This is a genomic window from Streptomyces sp. WMMB 714 (assembly GCF_900090125.1).
In the GTDB taxonomy this organism is placed as follows: Bacteria; Actinomycetota; Actinomycetes; order Streptomycetales; family Streptomycetaceae; genus Streptomyces; species Streptomyces daqingensis.
Genome location: NZ_FMHJ01000002.1, coordinates 561,598 through 580,160, shown reverse-complemented (window position 1 = coordinate 580,160; position 18,563 = coordinate 561,598). Strand labels below are relative to the sequence as shown.

The following is an 18,563-nucleotide window of genomic DNA, read 5'->3' as shown; positions in this document are numbered from 1 at the left end:
CGGGCCCAGGACGCGGTGAGCGTCTTCTGAGCCGCCCGCGTCCGGCGTTCTCCGAATTTCCCCGGGAAGGTTCCTGCCTTGTCAGCTGTCTCCGCTGTGCCTGCCGCTGTGCGCTCGCCGCGCTCGGCCGCCGCACGGCGGGCCGTGGTGACACTGCTCTTCCTCGGCGGTTTCCTGACGCTCGCCTTCCTCTTCGGAGGCGACGCCCAGGCCGCCACCGCGCTGGACGGCGGGAAGGGCAAGTCCACGGGGCAGGCCGCTGATCTGCTGAAGCCGGAGAAGCCGGCCGGCGGCTCCCTCTCCGAGAAGGAGATGGCCGAGCAGCAGCAGGAGGCCCAGGAGGCCGCCGACGAGGCGGCTTCCCACGTCATCGACCCCGTCACCGAAGGTGCCGAGGGGGCCGGGCACGTCACCCGTCCCGTCGGTGAAGCCGTCGGCGGCGTCAGCGACGCCGTGGGCCTGGGCGGTCTCACCGAACGGCTGGGCCTGCAACTCGGCAACGGCGAGGGCGACGGCACCCCGGAGGACGACGGCGACGACGAGGCCGGTCACGGAGACGGCGGTCCGTCCGCCGGCGACGCCGACGCCGCGTCGGGCGACGCCGGCCGCAAGCAGGTGCAGCGCACCCCGGCCGGTGGTGCCGCCGCGGACTCCGCGCACAGCGCCGTCCGCCATGCCGAGGCCCATGACGCCATGCCTCGCGAGGGTGACGGCCGTCCCGTCCAGAACCCCTTCCAGCAGGTCCCTCTCGCCCCGTCCGCCGGCGCCTCGCAGTTCGCGAGCGACGGCAACGGTCCGCGCGGCGGACTCCAGCAGCTCGCCGGTCATCTGACCGATGCCGAGCTCTTCGGGCTCCCGCAGCCCGGAGCGGTGAGCGCGGCGGCCGGTGCGCCGACCCGCGACCGCGCCTCCGACGTCCTCGAATTCCCCGGCTAGGGCAGACCTCCACCCCGTCTGCAGTACCCGCGACCTGCCACGCGGGGGTGGACAGGTCTGCCCAAGCCGTTGGATCTCCTGAATTCGAAGGACTCTCCCATGCACAAGAACATCCGGCGTTCCCTCATGGTCGCTGCCGCCGCCTCGGGCATCTGGGCCCTCGGCACCACCGGCGCCAACGCGGCGGAGCTGCCCGTCCCCACCGACACCGTCACCGGCGCCGTGGACGAGGCCGGCAAGGGCGGCGGCCTGACGAGCACCGTGGACGGTGCGGCCGGCACGCTGAAGAAGACCACCGAAGGCGTGACGGAAGGCGTCGTCGGCAAGCTGCCGACCAACGGCATCCCGGAGAACGGCCTGCCGAGCAACACCCTGCCCACCGCGGGCGTCTCCGAGGCCCTGGGCGACACCCTCGGCGCCGTCACCGAGGGCCGGACCGACGGCGTGACGGGCGGGTTGCCGAACGCCGGTGCCGCCTCCGGCGCCGTCGGGACCGCGCAGGGCGCCGCGGGCAAGGCCCTTGACGAGACGGGCCGCGCCTCCAAGGCGATAAAGGAGGTCCAGAAGGGCGTCCGTCCCGCGACCGCTCCGCTTCCCGCCCCGGCCGCCCACGACCTGACGGACCTGGCTGTCGCCGAGCTGCCGGCCCGTACCCTCCCCGCCGTCGACCTGCCGGGTGCCCCGCGCGTGCCCGCCCTGCCGTCGGCCCCCGCCACGGGTGACCTCGTCAACGGCCTGGCCGCCGCGAGCGTCCGTCCCGAGCCGGTGACCGGCGCGCTCAAGGGCGACCACGCCCAGCAGGCCCTCGGCACCGTCCGTACGGTCGCTTCCGCCGCGCAGCCCGTGGTGAGCGGCTCCGGCGTCGTGTCCGTGCTGCCGGAGCACGTCGGCAGCGTCATCGTCCACGTCCAGCCGGCCGCGGACCAGCTCGCCTCCGACGTCGCCGTGACCGTCGACGACGCCGCCGCAACGAGCGCCCCGTTCGCCGAGAGCACCCTCGGCCGCACGCACTGCCTGGTCCACGAAGTGGACAGCGCCGTCCTCCACTTCGGCCACGGAGTCGCCGCCGACGCCGTGCCGTACGCCCACGCCACCGCTGCCGGTCTGCACCGCAACGTGGACACCACCGTGGCGGACGCCGCCTCCGCGGTGCAGATCTACGTCGTGCCCAGCACGCGCGACCTGACGGACGCGGCCAACATCCCCGGTCTGCCCGGCGTCTCGCAGCTGCCGGTGAACGTCCCGGCCGTCCCGGCGGTCCCCGCGGTCTGACTCTTCCGTCGCCCGGTCGCCGGACGGCGGACAGCGGGAGCGGGGTGGCTCAGCAAGGGGGTTGGGCCACCCCGCGGCCCGGACCGCCGTCCGGCCTCCGGGGGGCGCGGGACGCCACGAGACGCGCACGCGCCCCCGCGCACGGCACCGCTCGTGCGACACCGCTCACTGGACAGAGTTCACACCGTTCACCGTTCACCGCTCATCAACTCCGAACTACTGAATCGAGACAGCGATGCACTGGAGCAGCAACGCCTCCCGTGGGTTCCTCCTCGTAGCGGCAGCCGCGGGCCTGTGGGTGCTCGGCAACGTCGGCGTGCAGGCGGACGATCCGCCTTCCGGACAGGGGACTTCGGGAGACATATCGGAGCTGACCGAGGTCGTGGAGCGCTCCATGGGCAAGAACGCCCCGGGCGACGCGGACCGCAACGGCGCCGGCGGCAAGGCCGGTTCGGGAGAACAGACCGACGACATGAAGGATGGCGCGGGGAAGGCGGCCGAACATGTCACGGAAAAGACCGGTAAGGCCGTGTCCACGGCGCCTGCGGGTGCCGCGCGTGCGGACCTGGGCGCTGTGTCCGGCGTCACGACTACGGCCGCCGCGCCGTCCGAGGCGGGGCTGCCGGAGGACGTGGTGATCGAGGCCCCCGAGGTGGTGCCGGGGGTTCCGAGCGTGGGCGTCGTGCCCCTGTCGCTTCCCGCGCTTCCCGTCACGCCGGAGGTTCCCACCCTCTGAGGGAGGTCCGCCCGCCGTACGCCCCGACGGTGCCGCCCGCGTGCAGGCGTGGGGTTCGCCGTGCCCGCGAGTACGGGACGGCACGGTGCCGGGACCGGCGTTGCGATCGGCTCCGGCCCGACTCGGCGCCGCCGCACAGGAGTTGCTCCGGTATCGCGCTGCCGTGGGACGAACCTCGCAGCGTTCCGGGTGCCGTTCGAAGGTCCTCAGCCCGCTCGGCCGCGCCCCCGACGGCGCGCAGAGCGGGCGGTGGGCGTGAGGGCGTCGGTGCGCTACCAGGACCACGGATCTGTGACCGTTGTCACCGCGCCGGTGTGAGCCCGGATTTATGCACCGCTCACCCGCAGGGCTAACCTGCAAGGCGGACATGCCGCGCGCCATCCGTTACGCCGCGGCCACGCGGCACGCCCACACTCACGCTGACAACCGCGAACCACTGATTAAGGGGACGTACGCGCGTGGACCTGTTCGAGTACCAGGCGAGGGACATCTTCGCCAAGCATGACGTACCGGTGCTGGCCGGCGAAGTCATCGACACGCCCGAGGCGGCGCGCGAGGTGGCCGAGCGACTCGGCGGTCGCGCGGTCGTCAAGGCGCAGGTGAAGACCGGTGGCCGGGGCAAGGCCGGCGGTGTGAAGCTGGCTTCCGACCCGGCCGACGCCGTCGAGAAGGCCGGGGCCATCCTGGGCATGGACATCAAGGGCCACACGGTCCAGAAGGTCATGCTGGCCCAGACCGCGGACATCGCGGAGGAGTACTACGTCTCCTTCCTGCTGGACCGCACGAACCGCACCTTCCTGGCCATGGCCTCCGTCGAGGGCGGCGTCGAGATCGAGGAGGTCGCCGCGACGAAGCCCGAGGCTCTCGCGAAGATCCCCGTCGACGCCATCGAGGGCGTCACCGAGGCGAAGGCACGCGAGATCGCCGAGGCCGCCAAGTTCCCGGCAGAGCTCACCGATCAGGTGGTGAACGTCCTGCAGAAGCTGTGGGACGTCTTCATCCGTGAGGACGCGACGCTCGTCGAGGTCAACCCGCTCGTCAAGACCGGCGACGGCAAGGTCATCGCGCTGGACGGCAAGGTCACGCTCGACGAGAACGCCGAGTTCCGCCAGCCCGACCACGCGGCCCTCGAGGACAAGGCCGCGGCCGACCCGCTGGAGGCGGCGGCGAAGGCGAAGGGCCTCAACTACGTCAAGCTCGACGGCCAGGTCGGCATCATCGGCAACGGCGCGGGGCTGGTCATGTCCACCCTCGACGTCGTCGCGTACGCGGGGGAGGCGCACAAGGGCGTCAAGCCCGCCAACTTCCTCGACATCGGCGGCGGCGCCTCGGCCGAGGTGATGGCCAACGGCCTGGAGATCATCCTCGGCGACCCCGACGTCAAGTCGGTCTTCGTCAACGTCTTCGGCGGCATCACCGCCTGCGACGCCGTCGCGAACGGCATCGTCCAGGCCCTCGAACTGCTCAAGAGCAAGGGCGAGGACGTGAACAAGCCGCTGGTCGTCCGCCTCGACGGCAACAACGCGGAGCTGGGCCGGAAGATCCTCAACGACGCGAACCACCCGCTGGTGCAGCAGGTGGACACCATGGACGGCGCGGCGGACCGTGCTGCCGAACTGGCCGCCAAGTAAGCCGGACGAGACCGAGATCTGACGAGGACATCGACACACCATGGCTATCTTCCTCAACAAGGAGAGCAAGGTCATCGTCCAGGGGATGACCGGCTCCGAGGGCCAGAAGCACACCAAGCGGATGCTTGCTTCCGGCACCAACATCGTCGGCGGCGTCAACCCGCGCAAGGCGGGCACCAGCGTCGACTTCGACGCTCCCCCTACGCCTGACGGCGTGGGCGGTGCCCCCACCTCCGTGCCGGTCTTCGGCGGGGTCAAGGAGGCCATCGAGGCCACCGGCGCCGACGCGACGGTCATCTTCGTACCGCCCAAGTTCGCGAAGGACGCCGTCATCGAGGCGGTCGACGCGGAGATCGGGCTCGCCGTCGTCATCACCGAGGGCATCGCCGTCCACGACACGGCGTACTTCTGGGACTACGCCTGCCAGAAGGGCAACAAGACCCGCATCGTGGGCCCGAACTGCCCCGGCCTGATCACTCCGGGCCAGTCCAACGCCGGCATCATCCCGGGCGACATCACGCAGGCCGGACGCATCGGCCTCGTGTCGAAGTCCGGCACGCTGACGTACCAGATGATGTACGAGCTGCGCGACATCGGCTTCTCCTCGGCGGTCGGCATCGGCGGTGACCCGGTCATCGGCACGACGCACATCGACGCGCTCAAGGCGTTCGAGGCCGACCCCGACACCGACCTGGTCGTCATGATCGGCGAGATCGGCGGCGACGCGGAGGAGCGGGCGGCGGACTTCATCAAGGAGAACGTCACCAAGCCCGTCGTCGGCTACGTCGCCGGCTTCACCGCTCCCGAGGGCAAGACCATGGGTCATGCGGGCGCCATCGTTTCCGGTTCGTCGGGCACCGCCCAGGCGAAGAAGGAGGCGCTGGAGGCCGCGGGCGTGAAGGTCGGCAAGACGCCGTCCGAGACCGCCCGTCTGGCACGCGAAGTGCTCGCCGGCTGACGGAAGCCGGCACCAGAAGCGGCACACGCTTCAGCCGCGTACGGGCCCTGTCCTCCGGTTCGGAGGACAGGGCCCGTACGTGTGCCCGACGGTGCCGTCCGGTCAGATGACCGGCAGCAGACGTCCCGGCTGCCGGTCCGGAGCGAGCGTCGCCGACGGCTTCTTGGGGACGGGAAGCCGCGGCACGTTCCGCTCGTCGTCGGAGGCGACGAGCGTGAAGCCCGCCGCCGCCAGCGACGCCGTCAGCCCGAGTGCCGCGGCCGTCGCGCCCCACGAGCGCAGTGCGCCGAGCCGGCGCACGCGCGGTGCGGGCGGCAGCGTCACGGGCTGCGGTGCCGCCAACTGCCCCAGCAGGGCCGCGGTCAGGGCCGGAAGTTGCCCGTCCGCAGCGTCGCGGAGTTCGGGCACGCGTTCGGCGAGTGCCGCCCGTCCGCGGCGGAGCCGCCCCGCGGCCGCGGCGCTGCTCGCCTCCACTTCCGCCGCGGCGTCCGCGGGGTCCAACCCCAGCCCGTCGCACAGCAGGACGACCGCGCGGTACGAGGGAGGCAGGCGCAGCAGCGCGTCGAACAGTCCGCGGTCGCCCGGCGGGACGTTGCGCATGGCCCGCGCGTGGCGGAGCGGGCCGGACAGGCGGAAGTTGCGCCAGGGAGCGAGGGCGTACCGGTACGCGGCCGCACGGACCCAGCCCGCCGGGTCGGGGTCGACGGCCACTTCGGGCCAGCGCTGCCACGCCAGCCGGAAGGCGTGCCCGACGGAACGCCGGGCGAGGGACGGCCGTCCGCACAGCAGGAAGACCTGACGCGTGAGCGACGGGGCATGGCGGTCATGGAGCCGGTCGAAGACGTCGGCGGCACACCCGCGGACGTCCGGCACGGAGCCGGCCTCCGCGGAGCCGGTCTCTGCGGCTGCTGCCTCTACGGATACGGATACGGATCCGGACGCGGCTTCGGCGGATGCGGACCCGGACGCGGGCCCCGGCGGCGGGGATTGGGGTTCCGGAGACTCCGCGGGCTCCGAACGGCCGCTCCGCGCCTGCTCGTCGCCGTCGGCCCGGGGCGCGTCCTCTCGTTCCCCGCTCATGCGTTCCACCGTCGGCGCGCGGTTAGTGTGACAAGGTGCATGTGGACATAGTGGGCGACACAGCGACAAAAAGCGTGTTACCAGATCAGAACGGGTGTTGTTGACAGCATGTCGACGTGAGCCAAGTGACGCATCGCAGCCCGACGTTGTCCCCGCACAGCCGAACGACCGCGCGGACGCAGCCGTCACAGGCCGCGTGGCTCTTCGAAGGCGTGATCGCCGCGGGGCTGGGCCTCGGTTCGCTGACCGTGCTCGTGCTGCTCCTGTGGATCATCACCCCGTACCCCGACACCGGTGCGGACGCCGCCCTCCACGTGGCGGCCGACCTGTGGGTGCTGGGACACGGCAGCAGCCTCGTACGCACCGAGACCCTGTCCGGAGCGCCCGCACCCGTCGCGCTGACGCCGCTGCTGCTCATGGTGCTTCCCGTCTGGCTGCTCCACCGGGCCTGCGTGCGGGCGCTGTCGGCGGGCGAGCAGCGCCTCGGCATCCCGGCCGGAGCGGACCGCCCGGAGCCGGGCTTCCTGGCGCCCGTGGGCTGGGTCGCGGCGGGGTATCTGCTGACGGGCGCCCTCGCGGTGCTGTTCACGTCGGCCGCGCCGGTGCGTGCCGACGTCCTCAGCGCCGTGGTGCGCCTGCCGCTCTTCGTGCTGTGCGTGGCGGCGGCGGCCATGCTGGCGGGGGGAGCGCGCATCGCGCCCAAGAGCGACGGTCCGGCGCCCGGCAGGACGGCGGCGGACGGCGCGGAACCCGGCGGGGCACCGGCCGCCGCTTCCGGCGGCTCGGGCGGCTCGGGCGGCGTCGAGGCTCCCGATGAGGCGGCGACCGACGGGCGCCCGCTCTTGCCGTACCCGCGGGAGACCGTGGAGCTGGTGCGGCGCCTCCGCCCCCTGCGTACCGCGCTCGTCACCCTGGCGGTCCTGTGCGGCGGCGGCCTGCTGCTGACGGCCGGCGCGCTGCTGTGGAACCTGGACGGCGTGCGGGAGTCGTTCCCCGCGCTCGCCAAGGCGTGGCCGGGCCGGTTCGCCGTGCTCCTGCTCGTGGTCGCGCTGCTGCCGAACGCGGCCGTCTGGGCCGCGTCGTACGGGCTGGGCCCCGGGTTCGTACTGGGAGCGGGGACGCCGGTGGGCCCGTTCTCCCCGGGAGGCGACCCCGGGCTGCCGCCCTTCCCCCTGCTCGCGGCCGTCCCCGCGGACGGCGCGGGCGGGATCCTCGCCTGCGTCCTCTCCGGCGCCGTACCGCTGGCCGCCGGCGTCACCGCCGGCTGGTTCGTGGGGCGTGCGGCGGTTCCCGACGGGGGCCGGAGGCCGGAGGCCGCGGGGTGGCGGAGCACGGTGTGCGCAGTCGTCCTCGTCGCGTGCTGCTGCGGCGTGGGCCTGGCCGTGCTCGCGGCCTCCTCGGGAGGGGCGATCGGCACGCGGGCGCTGGCGGTGTTCGGGCCGAGCTGGTGGCTGGCCGGCTCGTCGGCGGCCCTGTGGGCCACGGCTGTGGGGACGCCGGTGGCGCTGCTCGTACGGTCATGGCGCCTGCGGGATCCCGGACCCGACGACGAATGGCACGCGACGTCGGCGCGGCAGGCCCGCTGGGCGGCGCTGAAGAGCGCGTCGGGCGGGCTCATGCCCGACTTCGAGCCGCGCAGGTACTGAACCGGCGGTACGGGGGACCGGAGGAGGGCCGGGACGGCGCGGCCGCCCCGGCACGCCCGCGCAGAGCGGGCCGCGCCGGATCAGCGGTCTTCGAGGAGCGGGCGCAGGTTGCTCGGCAGGAGGTCCTTGCAGTCCTCACGCGAGGACTGCGTGAGGGCGTCCTGCGTGCAGGTGTAGTAGTCGCGGTAGACGGACTGGAAGGCGAACGTCGCCGCCACCACGGCCAGCGCCAGCGACGCGGTGATCAGACCGCTGATCGCCGCCGTCGTACGGGACTTGGCGGCCTGCGCCGGCGTCACGGACACCGGGATCGGGGACGCCGCCTTCGGCTTCTCCTCCGTCTCCCGGCGGTCGCTGCCCGCGACGTCCTCGGCCCGCGCCGCGGCGCCCGACCCGCCTCCGCGCCTGCCCGAACCCGCGCCGCGCGGCCGTGACTTGTTGCGCAGCGCGTCGATGCCCCAGTACAGGGAGAGGGCGCCCAGGAGCAGAGCCACCTCCGGGAGGCTGAAGAGGGCGAAGAAGAGCGCCCAGATGCCGCTGTGCAGGGAGTAGCGCGCGTGGCGCTGCAGCGGGTCCGTCGGGTCCCACCTCATGCCGCCCCGCGGCCCGCCACGGCCGTTGCCGCCGTCACCGCCGTCCCCGCCGGAACCGCCGAAGCCGCCGCTCTGCCTGCCGGGCTGGCGGCTGCTCCACTGGCTGCCCCAGGACGAGGGCCGCTCGCCGGACCCCTGGTCCGAGCCCTCGGCCCCCGGCTCCGAGCCGTCGCGCCCTCCGGGCCCGCCGGACTCGCCCGCGTCCGTGCCGGGCCGTGAGCCGGTTCCGCGGCGCGGCTGCCATGGCCGGTCCGGCTGCCCCTCCGGCGGTGCCGCGAAGGGGTTGTCCTCGCGCGAGGTGCTGTCGGATGGGGCTGCCGCGCGGCGGCGACTTCGGTCCGTCATGTGCTGTGTGTCTTCCCCTTGCGTCCTGTCGTGCCGGTTGCCGGTCGTGCCTCGTGTGCCGGTGCGTGTCTCGGCGCAGGCTCGGGTCTGTCCCTCCTGACGCTACCTGCCGTGCCCGCCCCCGTCCCGTGGGGGCCGTGTGAGGGGCCGGTATCGTTGCCGACGGCCGGACGCTTCGTAGAGTTCCCCGGAAACCGGTGCTCGACGAGTTCGTACGACCACACAAACCGCTGCTGCCCCGAACCGTCCCGCGGTGCCGGGGATTCCCCCGAGAGAGAGCCTCGTCGTGGCTGCGCACCAGAGCCCGGGCCGTTCCCGCTCCGCTTCCCGACCCGTCCGCCGTCTCGTGGTCCTCGTCTCCGGGTCGGGAACGAATCTGCAGGCGCTCCTCGACGCCGTCGCGGAGCAGGGGGAGGAGGCGTACGGCGCGCGGATCGTCGCCGTCGGCGCCGACAGGGACGGGATCGAGGGGCTGGAGCGCGCGCGGCGTGCCGGGATCCCCACCTTCGTGTGCCGGGTGAGGGACTACGCGGCGCGGGAGGAGTGGGACCGCGCCCTGGCCGAGGCGACAGCCGCGCACGAGCCGGACCTCGTGGTCTCGGCGGGCTTCATGAAGATCGTGGGCAAGGAGTTCCTCGCCCGTTTCGCCGGGCGGGTGGTCAACACGCACCCCGCCCTGCTCCCCAGCTTCCCCGGGACGCACGGCGTGCGCGACGCGCTCGCCTACGGGGCGAAGGTGACCGGGTGCACCGTCCACTTCGTCGACGACGGTGTCGACACGGGTCCGATCATCGCGCAGGGCGTGGTGGAGGTCCTGGACGAGGACGACGCCGACGGGGGCGCCGCTCTCCACGAGCGGATCAAGGAAGTCGAGCGACGGCTGCTCGTCGATGTCGTGGGACGTCTCTCCCGCGACGGCTACCGCATCGAAGGACGAAAGGTACGGCTGCAACATGGGTGAAGGCGGCACGAGCGAGGGTGGCACGAGCGCCGGGGGCGGCAGGCTGCCCGTGCGCAGGGCCCTGGTCAGCGTCTACGACAAGAGCGGCCTCGACGAGCTGGCCCGCGGTCTGCACTCGGCGGGCGTCCGGCTCGTCTCGACGGGCTCCACCGCGGAGCGGATCGCGGCGGCGGGCGTGCCGGTGACCGCCGTCGAGGAACTGACCGGCTTCCCGGAGTGCCTGGACGGACGCGTCAAGACGCTGCATCCGCGCGTGCACGCGGGCATCCTCGCGGACCGGCGGCTCGCCTCCCACCGCGAGCAGCTCACCGAACTCGGCGTGGAGCCCTTCGACTTGGTGATCGTCAACCTCTACCCCTTCCGGGAGACGGTCGCTTCGGGAGCCACGCCCGGCGAATGCGTGGAGAAGATCGACATCGGCGGTCCGTCGATGGTCCGCGCGGCCGCCAAGAACCACCACTCGGTGGCCGTCGTCGTCGATCCCGACCGGTACGGGGACGTGCTGAAGGCCGTGGAGAGCGGCGGGTTCGGCCTCCAGGAGCGCAAGCGGCTGGCAGGCGAAGCGTTCCAGCACACCGCGGCGTACGACGTGGCGGTGGCGAACTGGTTCGCCGGCGGATACGCGGACACCGACGGTGACGGGGGCGGCAACGGCGTCGGGACGTCCCGGGAGACCGGGGCCGGGCAGGGCGGACAGCCGCCCGTCCTCCCGGACTTCGCCGGTGCCGCCTGCACCCGCCGCCGCGTGCTGCGCTACGGCGAGAACCCCCACCAGCCCGCCGCCCTGTACACGGACGGCAGCGGCACGGGACTGCCTTACGCCGAGCAGCTGCACGGCAAGGAGATGTCGTACAACAACTACGTCGACACCGAAGCGGCGCGCCGTGCGGCCTACGAACACGCCGGCAGCCCCTGCGTGGCGATCATCAAGCACGCCAACCCGTGCGGTATCGCGGTGGGTTCGGACGTGGCGGAGGCGCACCGCAAGGCGCACGCGTGCGACCCGCTCTCCGCGTTCGGCGGGGTGATCGCCGTGAACCGCGCGGTCTCCGTCGCCATGGCCGAGCAGGTCGCGGAGATCTTCACGGAGGTCGTGGTGGCGCCGGACTACGAGGAGGGCGCCGTCGAGGTGCTGTCCCGCAAGAAGAACATCCGGGTGCTGCGCTGTCCCGGAGAGCCGTCCGGAACGGTCGAGTCCAGGCCCATCGAGGGCGGCATGCTGCTCCAGGTCAGGGACCGGCTGCAGGCGGCCGGCGACGACCCCGCCGGCTGGCGGCTGGCGACGGGCGAGCCGCTGGGCGCGGCGGAGTTGGAGGAGCTGGCGTTCGCGTGGCGGTCCTGCCGCGCGGTCAAGTCGAACGCGATCCTGCTCTCCAAGGACGGCGCGACCGTCGGCGTGGGCATGGGCCAGGTCAACCGCGTCGACTCCGCGAAGCTCGCCGTGCAGCGCGCGGGGGAGGAGCGGGCACGCGGCTCCTACGCGGCCTCCGACGCCTTCTTCCCCTTCCCCGACGGGCTGGAGGTGCTGGCGCGTGCCGGGATCCGGGCTGTCGTGCAGCCGGGCGGCTCCGTGCGCGACGAGGCGGTGGCCGACGCGGCGACGGCGGCGGGCGTCACGATGTACCTCACGGGGACGCGGCACTTCTTCCACTGAGCCGGGCAGCCGCACTGTGCCGGGATCCACCGAGCCGGACAGGTCAGCGGCCTGATGCGCGGCACCGGCCTGATGCGCGGCACCCCGGGCGCCTGGCAGGGCGGCCGGGGTGCGTGCCGTCGTACGGTGCTGCGCGGTGCCTCGAAGCGAGGGTGAACCGGGTCAGTAACGCGGCCTGTTGAACCACGCGCCTTCCTGCGCGAGGAGCACGATGCAGGTGATCCCCAGCGCCATCCACAGCAGCCCGAGGGGCACGAACGGCAGCCCGAAGAGGGTGAGGAACGAGGCCCACACGATGCCGCCGGTACGGGTCGAGCTTCCGCCCTTCGGTACGAAGAAGCCCAGGACGATCCCCAGTACGGCGTGCACGAGGCAGACGCCGAAGAGGATGTACAGCACGCCGATGGGGGTGTGCGCGCTCGCGTACCCCGGCATGCCGTGCAGGTTCCCCGCGGCCACTCCCAGCCCGATCATCACGGCGATGGAGACCAGGGTCTGCAAGCTGCCCGCGATGAACATCATCACGCGGACGCCGTTGATCTTGCTCGGCATCACGCCGGGCGGCGGCCCCGGGAACCCGCCGGGGCCGGGCGGGGGCGCGGCCTGCGGGTAGCCGTACGCGGGCTGCCCGCCCGGCTGGGGCTGCTGCGGGTAGCCGTAGGGCGCCGTCGGGGGCTGCTGCGGCTGCTGGGCGTACGGGTTCTGCGCGTACGGGTCGTTGCCGGGAGGCCCGGGCGGCGGGTAACTCATGGGTCGGTGCCTTTCGGTCTGGAGGTGCGGACGGTTCGGGCGGTGCGTACGGGGCCGGGCGGGCGCGGCTCGCGCCCGTGACGCACGAAGGGCCGCGCCCCCGTGAGGTGCGGCGCGGCCTTCGTGGTGGTGCCGAGGTCCCGGACGGGTGCGAGCCGCGAGGCGCGCGGCCGTCCGCTACTTCTTGATGACGACGGTGCCCGCGGCGCGGTCGTGCCAGCCCTGCAGCTTCCCGCTGTTGTCGAAGAACGGCGAGAGGAAGACGAGGAGCGCGCCGATGTAGCACGCGACCGCGCCCGCGATCGGGATGATGTAGCGGATGAAGCCGCCGCCGGCGCCCGGAAGCTGGCCGTCGGCCTCCTTCACGACGCGCAGGCCCATGGCCATCTTGCCGACCGTCGCGCCCTTGAAGGCGATCATCAGCCACTCGTACAGCGCGAGGAAGACGGCGAGGCAGAGCATCATGACCATCATGGCGCCGAGGGCGCCCATGCTGGCTTCCTGAGCGTCCTGCACGCACTGGCTGTAGCCCGGCGTCGTGTAAGTGCCGCACTCCTCCAGGTCGTTGCCGAGGCCGATGGCGCTGCCGAGGCCGGCGATCATCACGATGGTGAGGACGGTGCTGATGATCAGGCCGTCGATGAGGCGGGCCAGGAACCGCTGCCCCATCGTGGCCAGCTGGGCCATGCCGATGTTGTTGATGTTTATGTAGCCGTTGTTGGCCTGCACCGTTCCGGGCTGCTGCGGGTAGCCGTAGCCGGGCTGGCCCGGGACGCCGCCCTGGGGCTGCTGCCCGTACTGGGGCTGGCCGTACTGCTGCTGCGGGTAGCCGTACGCGGGCTGGCCGCCCTGCTGCGGCTGCTGCGGGTACCCGTACGGCTGCTGCTGCGGCTGCTGCTGGGCGTAAGGGTTGTTCGGGTCCTGACCGGGAGGCGGTGGGTAGCTCACGGGTGCCTTCCTACGTGCTTCGTCTGGGAGCGGAATGGGCCGTAGTTCTCGGGGGAACGACAGTTCCGCCCCCGCAGACGCCGACGTGGACGTGGACTGCGTGAGGTGTGCGGTTATGCACGATGTGCCTCCCCCGATGCTGCGGCGCCCTGCGGACTGTCTTCCAAGTCCGGGCGTGGCGCCGCCGCTTCATGGTGGTCGGCGAAGTGCGACGCTGTCCAGCTGGATCCGGGAATGTGGCGAATCCGCAACGTGATGCCGAGGCTCCCGTTATCCGGTCCGTGCTCCCGCCCCCGTTCCGTCACACGGTCTGCACAGGAGGATCCGCGCGGGGCCCGGGGACCGTGCAGGGTGATCCGCACGGGGTGCCCGGAGCGGGCCCCGGCCCGGGCCGCCGAGCGTTCCGTGTCCTGCGGAGCGATACGGATTTCTGCCCGGCGCCCCGCATCCGGGAGTATGGGACCCATGACGGCCCAGATTCTCGACGGCAAGGCCACGGCGGCATCGATCAAGTCCGACCTGAAGGAGCGTGTCGCGGCGCTCAGGGAGCGGGGCGTCACGCCCGGCCTCGGCACCCTGCTGGTCGGCGACGACGTCGGCAGCCAGAAGTACGTCGCCGGCAAGCACCGCGACAGCCGGCAGATCGGCGTCAACTCGATCCAGCGCGAGCTGCCCGCGACGGCCGGCCAGGAGGAGATCGAGGCTGTCGTACGCGAGCTGAACGACGACCCGGAGTGCACCGGCTACATCGTCCAGCTGCCGCTCCCCCGGGGCATCGACACGAACCGCGTGCTCCAGCTCATGGACCCGGCCAAGGACGCGGACGGGCTGCACCCCACGAGCCTGGGCCGCCTGGTGCTGAACGAGCCGGGCCCGCTGCCCTGCACGCCCCAGGGCATCATCCAGCTTCTGCGCCGTCACGAGGTCGAGCTGAACGGGGCGCACGTCGTCGTCGTCGGGCGCGGCATCACCGTCGGACGGTCCATCCCGCTGCTCCTGACCCGGCGCGGCGTCAACGCCACGGTGACGCAGTGCCACACCGGTACGCGCGACCTGCCGGGGCTGCTGCGGCAGGCGGACGTCGTCGTGGCCGCGGCGGGGGTGCCCCACCTGATCAAGCCGGAGGACGTGCGCCCCGGCTCGGCCGTTCTGGACGTGGGCGTCAGCCGGGACGAGCACGGCAAGATCGTCGGCGACGTGCATCCTGGTGTGGCGGAGGTCGCGGCATGGATCTCACCCAACCCCGGCGGCGTCGGCCCGATGACCCGCGCGCAGCTGCTCGTCAACGTCGTCGAGGCGGCCGAGCGGGGCGTGGGGCCCGTCCAGGACCCCCGGTGAGGCCGTACGGAGCCGTCGGGCCGTCGAGATCTCGAGTGGTGAGGGTATGAAGGTCAACGCACGCGGCACGCGCCGCTTCCCCACGGTGACGCGGGACACGGCCCGTCCCGAGGGCGGCCGGCGGGCGATGGGAGCCGGTCACGCGGCGCCCTACCGGCAGTGGCCGCTGCTCGCGGTGTGCTGCGGGGTGCTGATCGGGCTGCTGGTGACGATCGGGGAGTTCCGCGCGGGGACCCTGATCATCGGGGCGTCGCTGATCGGCGGTGCCGTACTGCGCAGGTTCATGCCGTCGGTGGGGATGCTCGCGGTCCGTTCCCGCTTCACGGACATGCTGACGTACGGGCTGCTCGGTCTGGCCATCTGCCTGCTGGCGCTGATGGCGCAACCCGACCCGTTGCTGAGCATCCCGATCCTGGAGGACATCCTCCACTTCACGATCAGAGGCAGCGAAGGAACCCAGTAGCGGACAACCGCCGCGGAGCGCCGCCACTCCGGCATTCCGGGGCGCCGTCGTCGGCGCAGGGCACGTGCGCCGCCACGCCGGGTGACGTCGGCGGAGGGCCCGTACTTCCACGGTGAAGTGCGGGCCCCCGGCATGGCCGCACCAGCGGGTCGTGGTGGCAGACTAGTGACGACCAAGCGCGGGGAATGTCGACGAATTCGGGGGACGAGGGGGAGGCACATGCCTCGGTGGAGGCCGCTACCGGAGGAACTGGATCCGCAGATACGCGAGTTCACCAGCCAGCTGAGGCGGCTGGTGGACCGCAGCGGGATGAGCGTCGCGACGGTCGCCGACCGCACGGGCTACAGCAAGTCGTCCTGGGAGAAGTACCTGGGCGGCCGGCTGCTGCCGCCGCGCGGCGCGGCGCACGCTCTGGCGGAGGTGACCGACACCGACATCCGTCACCTGGAGACGATGTGGGAACTGGCCGAACGGGCGTGGAGCCGCGCGGAGATGCGGCACGACGTCACGATGGAGGCCATCCGCGTCGCCCAGGCGCGTGAGGCGCTCGGGGAGTTCTGGGACGAACCGGCCAAGGGCAAGAAGCGCCCCCGCAACAAGACGAAGGCCAAGGGCGGGGCCGACGGGGGGAACCAGACAGGCAAGAAGGGCAAGGGCGTGTCGCGCGGCGACGCGCCTGCCGGGAGCGAGGGCGACGCCGAGCCTCTCAACACCCGCGGACCCGCCGCCTCTTCGGCGGCTCCGCCCTCCGCCTCCGAACTCCAGGGCAGCGGCGCCGCTTCCGGCCGGGCCGAGCGCCCGGAGTTCGAGAAGCCGCCGGGGGACGACCACACGGCGATGCTCAGGCCGCTTCCCCGCAGGGGGGCGGCGAGGGAGCGGCAGCGGGTCGACCTGGGCGCATGGCCCGCGACGCAGGAGCGTCCACCCGCTGCGGAGAGCGATTCGTCGGGGACGTACGTCCTGGGCAGCGTCGCCTCACTGCGCAAGGCCGCGGAGGGCGCGGCCGCTCCCGGCGCGGCAGTGTCGCCCGGGGCCTCCGTGCCTCCCGGCGGCCCCCAGGGTCCGGTGCCGCAGACGGCTCCGCAGGATCCCGAGCGGGCTTCCCGCAAGGTGCGGTACGCGGCTCTCTTCGCCGGTGCCGCCGGTGCGTTCGCCGTGATCGCCGTCGGGGTGCTGATGTTCGGGCTCCCCGGCGTGACGGACAACAGCAACGCCTCGCCGAAGCCCTCGCCTTCCACGACCGCGCCGAACCTGCCGGCGGGCGTGAAGTGCCAGGGCGAGGACTGCATCGGCAAGGACCCGGAGGAGATGGGCTGCGGCGGGCAGAACGTCAAGAGCAGCAGCTCCGCCTTCGTCGGCCCGAGCATGGTCGAGGTGCGCTACAGCAAGGTGTGCAAGGCCGCCTGGGGGCGGATCACCGGTGCCGCCCAGGGTGACGGGCTGAAGATCAGCGCGGGCGGGCACGCCGAGAGCGACGAGGTCGGCTCGACGAACGACGCCTACACCGAGATGGTGGCCGTCAGTTCCGCGACGGAGGCCCGCGCCTGCGCCACCCTCGCGGCGGGCACCACCGGATGCACAGAACCGGGCGGTGTGGCGGAGACCGGCGGTGCCGCCGAGTCCGGCGACGGGACGGAGCCCTCGGCGCCGGCGGCGCAGCCGTCGAACCCCTGACGGGCGACGCGGCCAGGCCCGACAAGGGCCCGGGCGCGCGACGGACGCCGTGCGGCCCGTGCCCGCCGGCACCGCGCGAAGGGCGTGATCCGCGCCGTCCCGCGGGTGCGATGCGCGGCGCTCCGCACCCGTCCGCACGCCCCGGACCAGCGGAGCGCGGCCCGCGCGCCACCCGTGCCGCGGGCCGTTCGAGTTCGGATGAATGCGCATGCATGGGTTGTGCGATTCCGGGCATGCGCCATACCAGCTCCCCCCACGGGCTGCCGGCGCGTATCGGGCGTCGGATAGCCTGGCGCGGGGTCTCTTGACGTAGAGAGACTTCCCGGATCGGGCAGGGCGCGTTCCCACAGGCTTCTTCCCCTGGCTTCCCCGCACGCTTCACGGCGGAGGAGGGCCCGGGGAGGTGCGCCGGGGAAGGACCCCGCCTCGGAACTGCCACCGCCAGGTACTACGGAGACCGCCATGACCCGCACCCCCGTCAATGTCACCGTCACCGGAGCGGCCGGCCAGATCGGCTACGCGCTGCTCTTCCGTATCGCCTCCGGCCAGCTGCTCGGTGCCGACGTGCCCGTCAAGCTGCGGCTGCTGGAGATCACGCCGGCTCTGAAGGCCGCCGAGGGCACCGCCATGGAGCTCGACGACTGCGCCTTCCCGCTGCTGCAGGGCATCGACATCACGGACGACCCGAACGTCGCCTTCGACGGTGCCAACGTCGGCCTGCTCGTCGGCGCCCGTCCCCGTACGAAGGGCATGGAGCGCGGGGACCTGCTGGAGGCCAACGGCGGCATCTTCAAGCCGCAGGGCAAGGCCATCAACGACCACGCGGCGGACGACGTGAAGGTCCTCGTCGTCGGCAACCCCGCCAACACCAACGCCCTCATCGCCCAGGCCGCGGCCCCGGACGTGCCGGCGGAGCGCTTCACCGCCATGACGCGTCTCGACCACAACCGCGCGCTCACCCAGCTCGCGAAGAAGACGGGCACGCAGGTCGCGGACATCAGGAAGCTGACGATCTGGGGCAACCACTCGGCCACGCAGTACCCCGACATCTTCAACGCCGAGATCGCCGGCAAGAACGCCGCCGAGACCGTGAACGACGAGAAGTGGCTGGCCGAGGAGTTCATCCCGACCGTCGCCAAGCGCGGCGCCGCCATCATCGAGGCCCGCGGCGCCTCTTCGGCCGCCTCGGCCGCCAACGCCGCCGTGGACCACGTCCACACCTGGGTCAACGGCACCCCGTCCGGCGACTGGACCTCGATGGGCATCCCCTCGGACGGTTCCTACGGGGTTCCCGAGGGCCTGATCTCGTCCTTCCCCGTGACCTGCTCGGGAGGGTCCTACGAGATCGTGCAGGGGCTGGAGATCAACGACTTCTCCCGTACCCGCATCGACGCCTCCGTCCAGGAGCTCTCCGAAGAGCGCGAAGCGGTCCGGGGCCTCGGGCTGCTCTGACGCGACGGCCGGCCGTCCGACGCGACGGTCACCCGGCAGACCGGATCCGGCGGGCCCGCGGGTCGGGAGCGAGCAGCTCCCGTCCGCGGGCCCGCCGCGTTGCTCCCCGGGCGGGGCCCCGGCCGT

Annotated in this window: 16 protein-coding genes; 12 read left to right on the top strand and 4 right to left on the bottom strand. The window is 72.8% G+C overall.

The window, feature by feature from the left end; translation table 11 throughout:
* The first annotated feature begins 78 nt into the window (after positions 1 to 78).
* The 5 genes from H181DRAFT_RS05310 (at position 79) to sucD (ending at position 5,533) form a co-directional block, all read left to right on the top strand.
* Positions 79 to 936 carry a hypothetical protein gene (locus H181DRAFT_RS05310; RefSeq protein WP_139131669.1) on the top strand — a complete coding sequence of 286 codons (858 nt, stop codon included), beginning with the start codon at positions 79 to 81 and terminating at the stop codon, positions 934 to 936.
* Positions 937 to 1,035: 99 nt separating this feature from the next.
* Positions 1,036 to 2,208 carry a hypothetical protein gene (locus H181DRAFT_RS05305; protein ID WP_045862979.1) on the top strand — a complete coding sequence of 391 codons (1,173 nt, stop codon included), beginning with the start codon at positions 1,036 to 1,038 and terminating at the stop codon, positions 2,206 to 2,208.
* Between the two features lie 235 nt (positions 2,209 to 2,443).
* Positions 2,444 to 2,944 (top strand): hypothetical protein, encoded by a 501-nt coding sequence (locus H181DRAFT_RS05300; protein ID WP_045862978.1) that lies wholly within the window; start codon positions 2,444 to 2,446, stop codon positions 2,942 to 2,944.
* Positions 2,945 to 3,402: 458 nt separating this feature from the next.
* Positions 3,403 to 4,575, top strand: coding sequence for an ADP-forming succinate--CoA ligase subunit beta (sucC, locus tag H181DRAFT_RS05295; RefSeq protein WP_045862977.1), 1,173 nt, complete (start codon positions 3,403 to 3,405; stop codon positions 4,573 to 4,575).
* Between the two features lie 40 nt (positions 4,576 to 4,615).
* Positions 4,616 to 5,533: a succinate--CoA ligase subunit alpha gene (gene sucD, locus H181DRAFT_RS05290; protein ID WP_045862976.1), complete on the top strand. Its 918-nt coding sequence runs from the start codon at positions 4,616 to 4,618 to the stop codon at positions 5,531 to 5,533.
* A gap of 102 nt (positions 5,534 to 5,635) precedes the next feature.
* Here sucD and H181DRAFT_RS05285 read toward each other — a convergent pair whose 3' ends face one another.
* Positions 5,636 to 6,406: a sigma factor-like helix-turn-helix DNA-binding protein gene (locus H181DRAFT_RS05285; RefSeq protein WP_254666700.1), complete on the bottom strand. Its 771-nt coding sequence runs from the start codon at positions 6,404 to 6,406 to the stop codon at positions 5,636 to 5,638.
* Between the two features lie 323 nt (positions 6,407 to 6,729).
* Here H181DRAFT_RS05285 and H181DRAFT_RS05280 point away from each other — a divergent pair, with 323 nt between their 5' ends.
* Positions 6,730 to 8,259 carry a cell division protein PerM gene (locus tag H181DRAFT_RS05280; RefSeq protein WP_139131668.1) on the top strand — a complete coding sequence of 510 codons (1,530 nt, stop codon included), beginning with the start codon at positions 6,730 to 6,732 and terminating at the stop codon, positions 8,257 to 8,259.
* 80 nt (positions 8,260 to 8,339) lie between these two features.
* Here the strand turns inward: H181DRAFT_RS05280 and H181DRAFT_RS05275 are convergent, their stop codons facing one another.
* The gene (locus H181DRAFT_RS05275) at positions 8,340 to 9,197 is read right to left on the bottom strand and encodes a hypothetical protein (RefSeq protein ID WP_045862975.1); all 858 of its coding nucleotides are present in this window, start codon (positions 9,195 to 9,197) and stop codon (positions 8,340 to 8,342) included.
* Positions 9,198 to 9,483: 286 nt separating this feature from the next.
* Here H181DRAFT_RS05275 and purN point away from each other — a divergent pair, with 286 nt between their 5' ends.
* Positions 9,484 to 10,158, top strand: coding sequence for a phosphoribosylglycinamide formyltransferase (purN, locus tag H181DRAFT_RS05270; RefSeq protein ID WP_045862974.1), 675 nt, complete (start codon positions 9,484 to 9,486; stop codon positions 10,156 to 10,158).
* Positions 10,151 to 11,812, top strand: a complete 1,662-nt coding sequence (gene purH / locus H181DRAFT_RS05265; protein WP_045862973.1) for a bifunctional phosphoribosylaminoimidazolecarboxamide formyltransferase/IMP cyclohydrolase — start codon at positions 10,151 to 10,153, stop codon at positions 11,810 to 11,812. Before purN ends, purH begins: the two co-directional genes overlap by 8 nt.
* A gap of 162 nt (positions 11,813 to 11,974) precedes the next feature.
* On the opposite strand, the gene H181DRAFT_RS05260 is transcribed toward purH, so the two are convergent.
* Complete coding sequence (locus H181DRAFT_RS05260; protein WP_045862972.1) at positions 11,975 to 12,562, bottom strand: hypothetical protein; 588 nt, start codon at positions 12,560 to 12,562, stop codon at positions 11,975 to 11,977.
* Positions 12,563 to 12,739: 177 nt separating this feature from the next.
* Complete coding sequence (locus H181DRAFT_RS05255) at positions 12,740 to 13,510, bottom strand: RDD family protein (protein ID WP_045862971.1); 771 nt, start codon at positions 13,508 to 13,510, stop codon at positions 12,740 to 12,742.
* Between the two features lie 465 nt (positions 13,511 to 13,975).
* On the opposite strand from H181DRAFT_RS05255, the gene H181DRAFT_RS05250 reads away from it, so the two are divergent.
* From H181DRAFT_RS05250 to H181DRAFT_RS05235, 4 genes are all read left to right on the top strand, one after another.
* On the top strand, positions 13,976 to 14,848 hold the full coding sequence (locus tag H181DRAFT_RS05250; RefSeq protein WP_045862970.1) for a bifunctional methylenetetrahydrofolate dehydrogenase/methenyltetrahydrofolate cyclohydrolase: 873 nt from the start codon (positions 13,976 to 13,978) through the stop codon (positions 14,846 to 14,848).
* A gap of 46 nt (positions 14,849 to 14,894) precedes the next feature.
* On the top strand, positions 14,895 to 15,311 hold the full coding sequence (locus H181DRAFT_RS05245) for a DUF3017 domain-containing protein (protein WP_045862969.1): 417 nt from the start codon (positions 14,895 to 14,897) through the stop codon (positions 15,309 to 15,311).
* Between the two features lie 219 nt (positions 15,312 to 15,530).
* Positions 15,531 to 16,985, top strand: coding sequence for a helix-turn-helix domain-containing protein (locus H181DRAFT_RS05240; RefSeq protein ID WP_074467714.1), 1,455 nt, complete (start codon positions 15,531 to 15,533; stop codon positions 16,983 to 16,985).
* Positions 16,986 to 17,447: 462 nt separating this feature from the next.
* Positions 17,448 to 18,437, top strand: coding sequence for a malate dehydrogenase (locus tag H181DRAFT_RS05235; RefSeq protein WP_045862968.1), 990 nt, complete (start codon positions 17,448 to 17,450; stop codon positions 18,435 to 18,437).
* Positions 18,438 to 18,563: the final 126 nt, after the last annotated feature.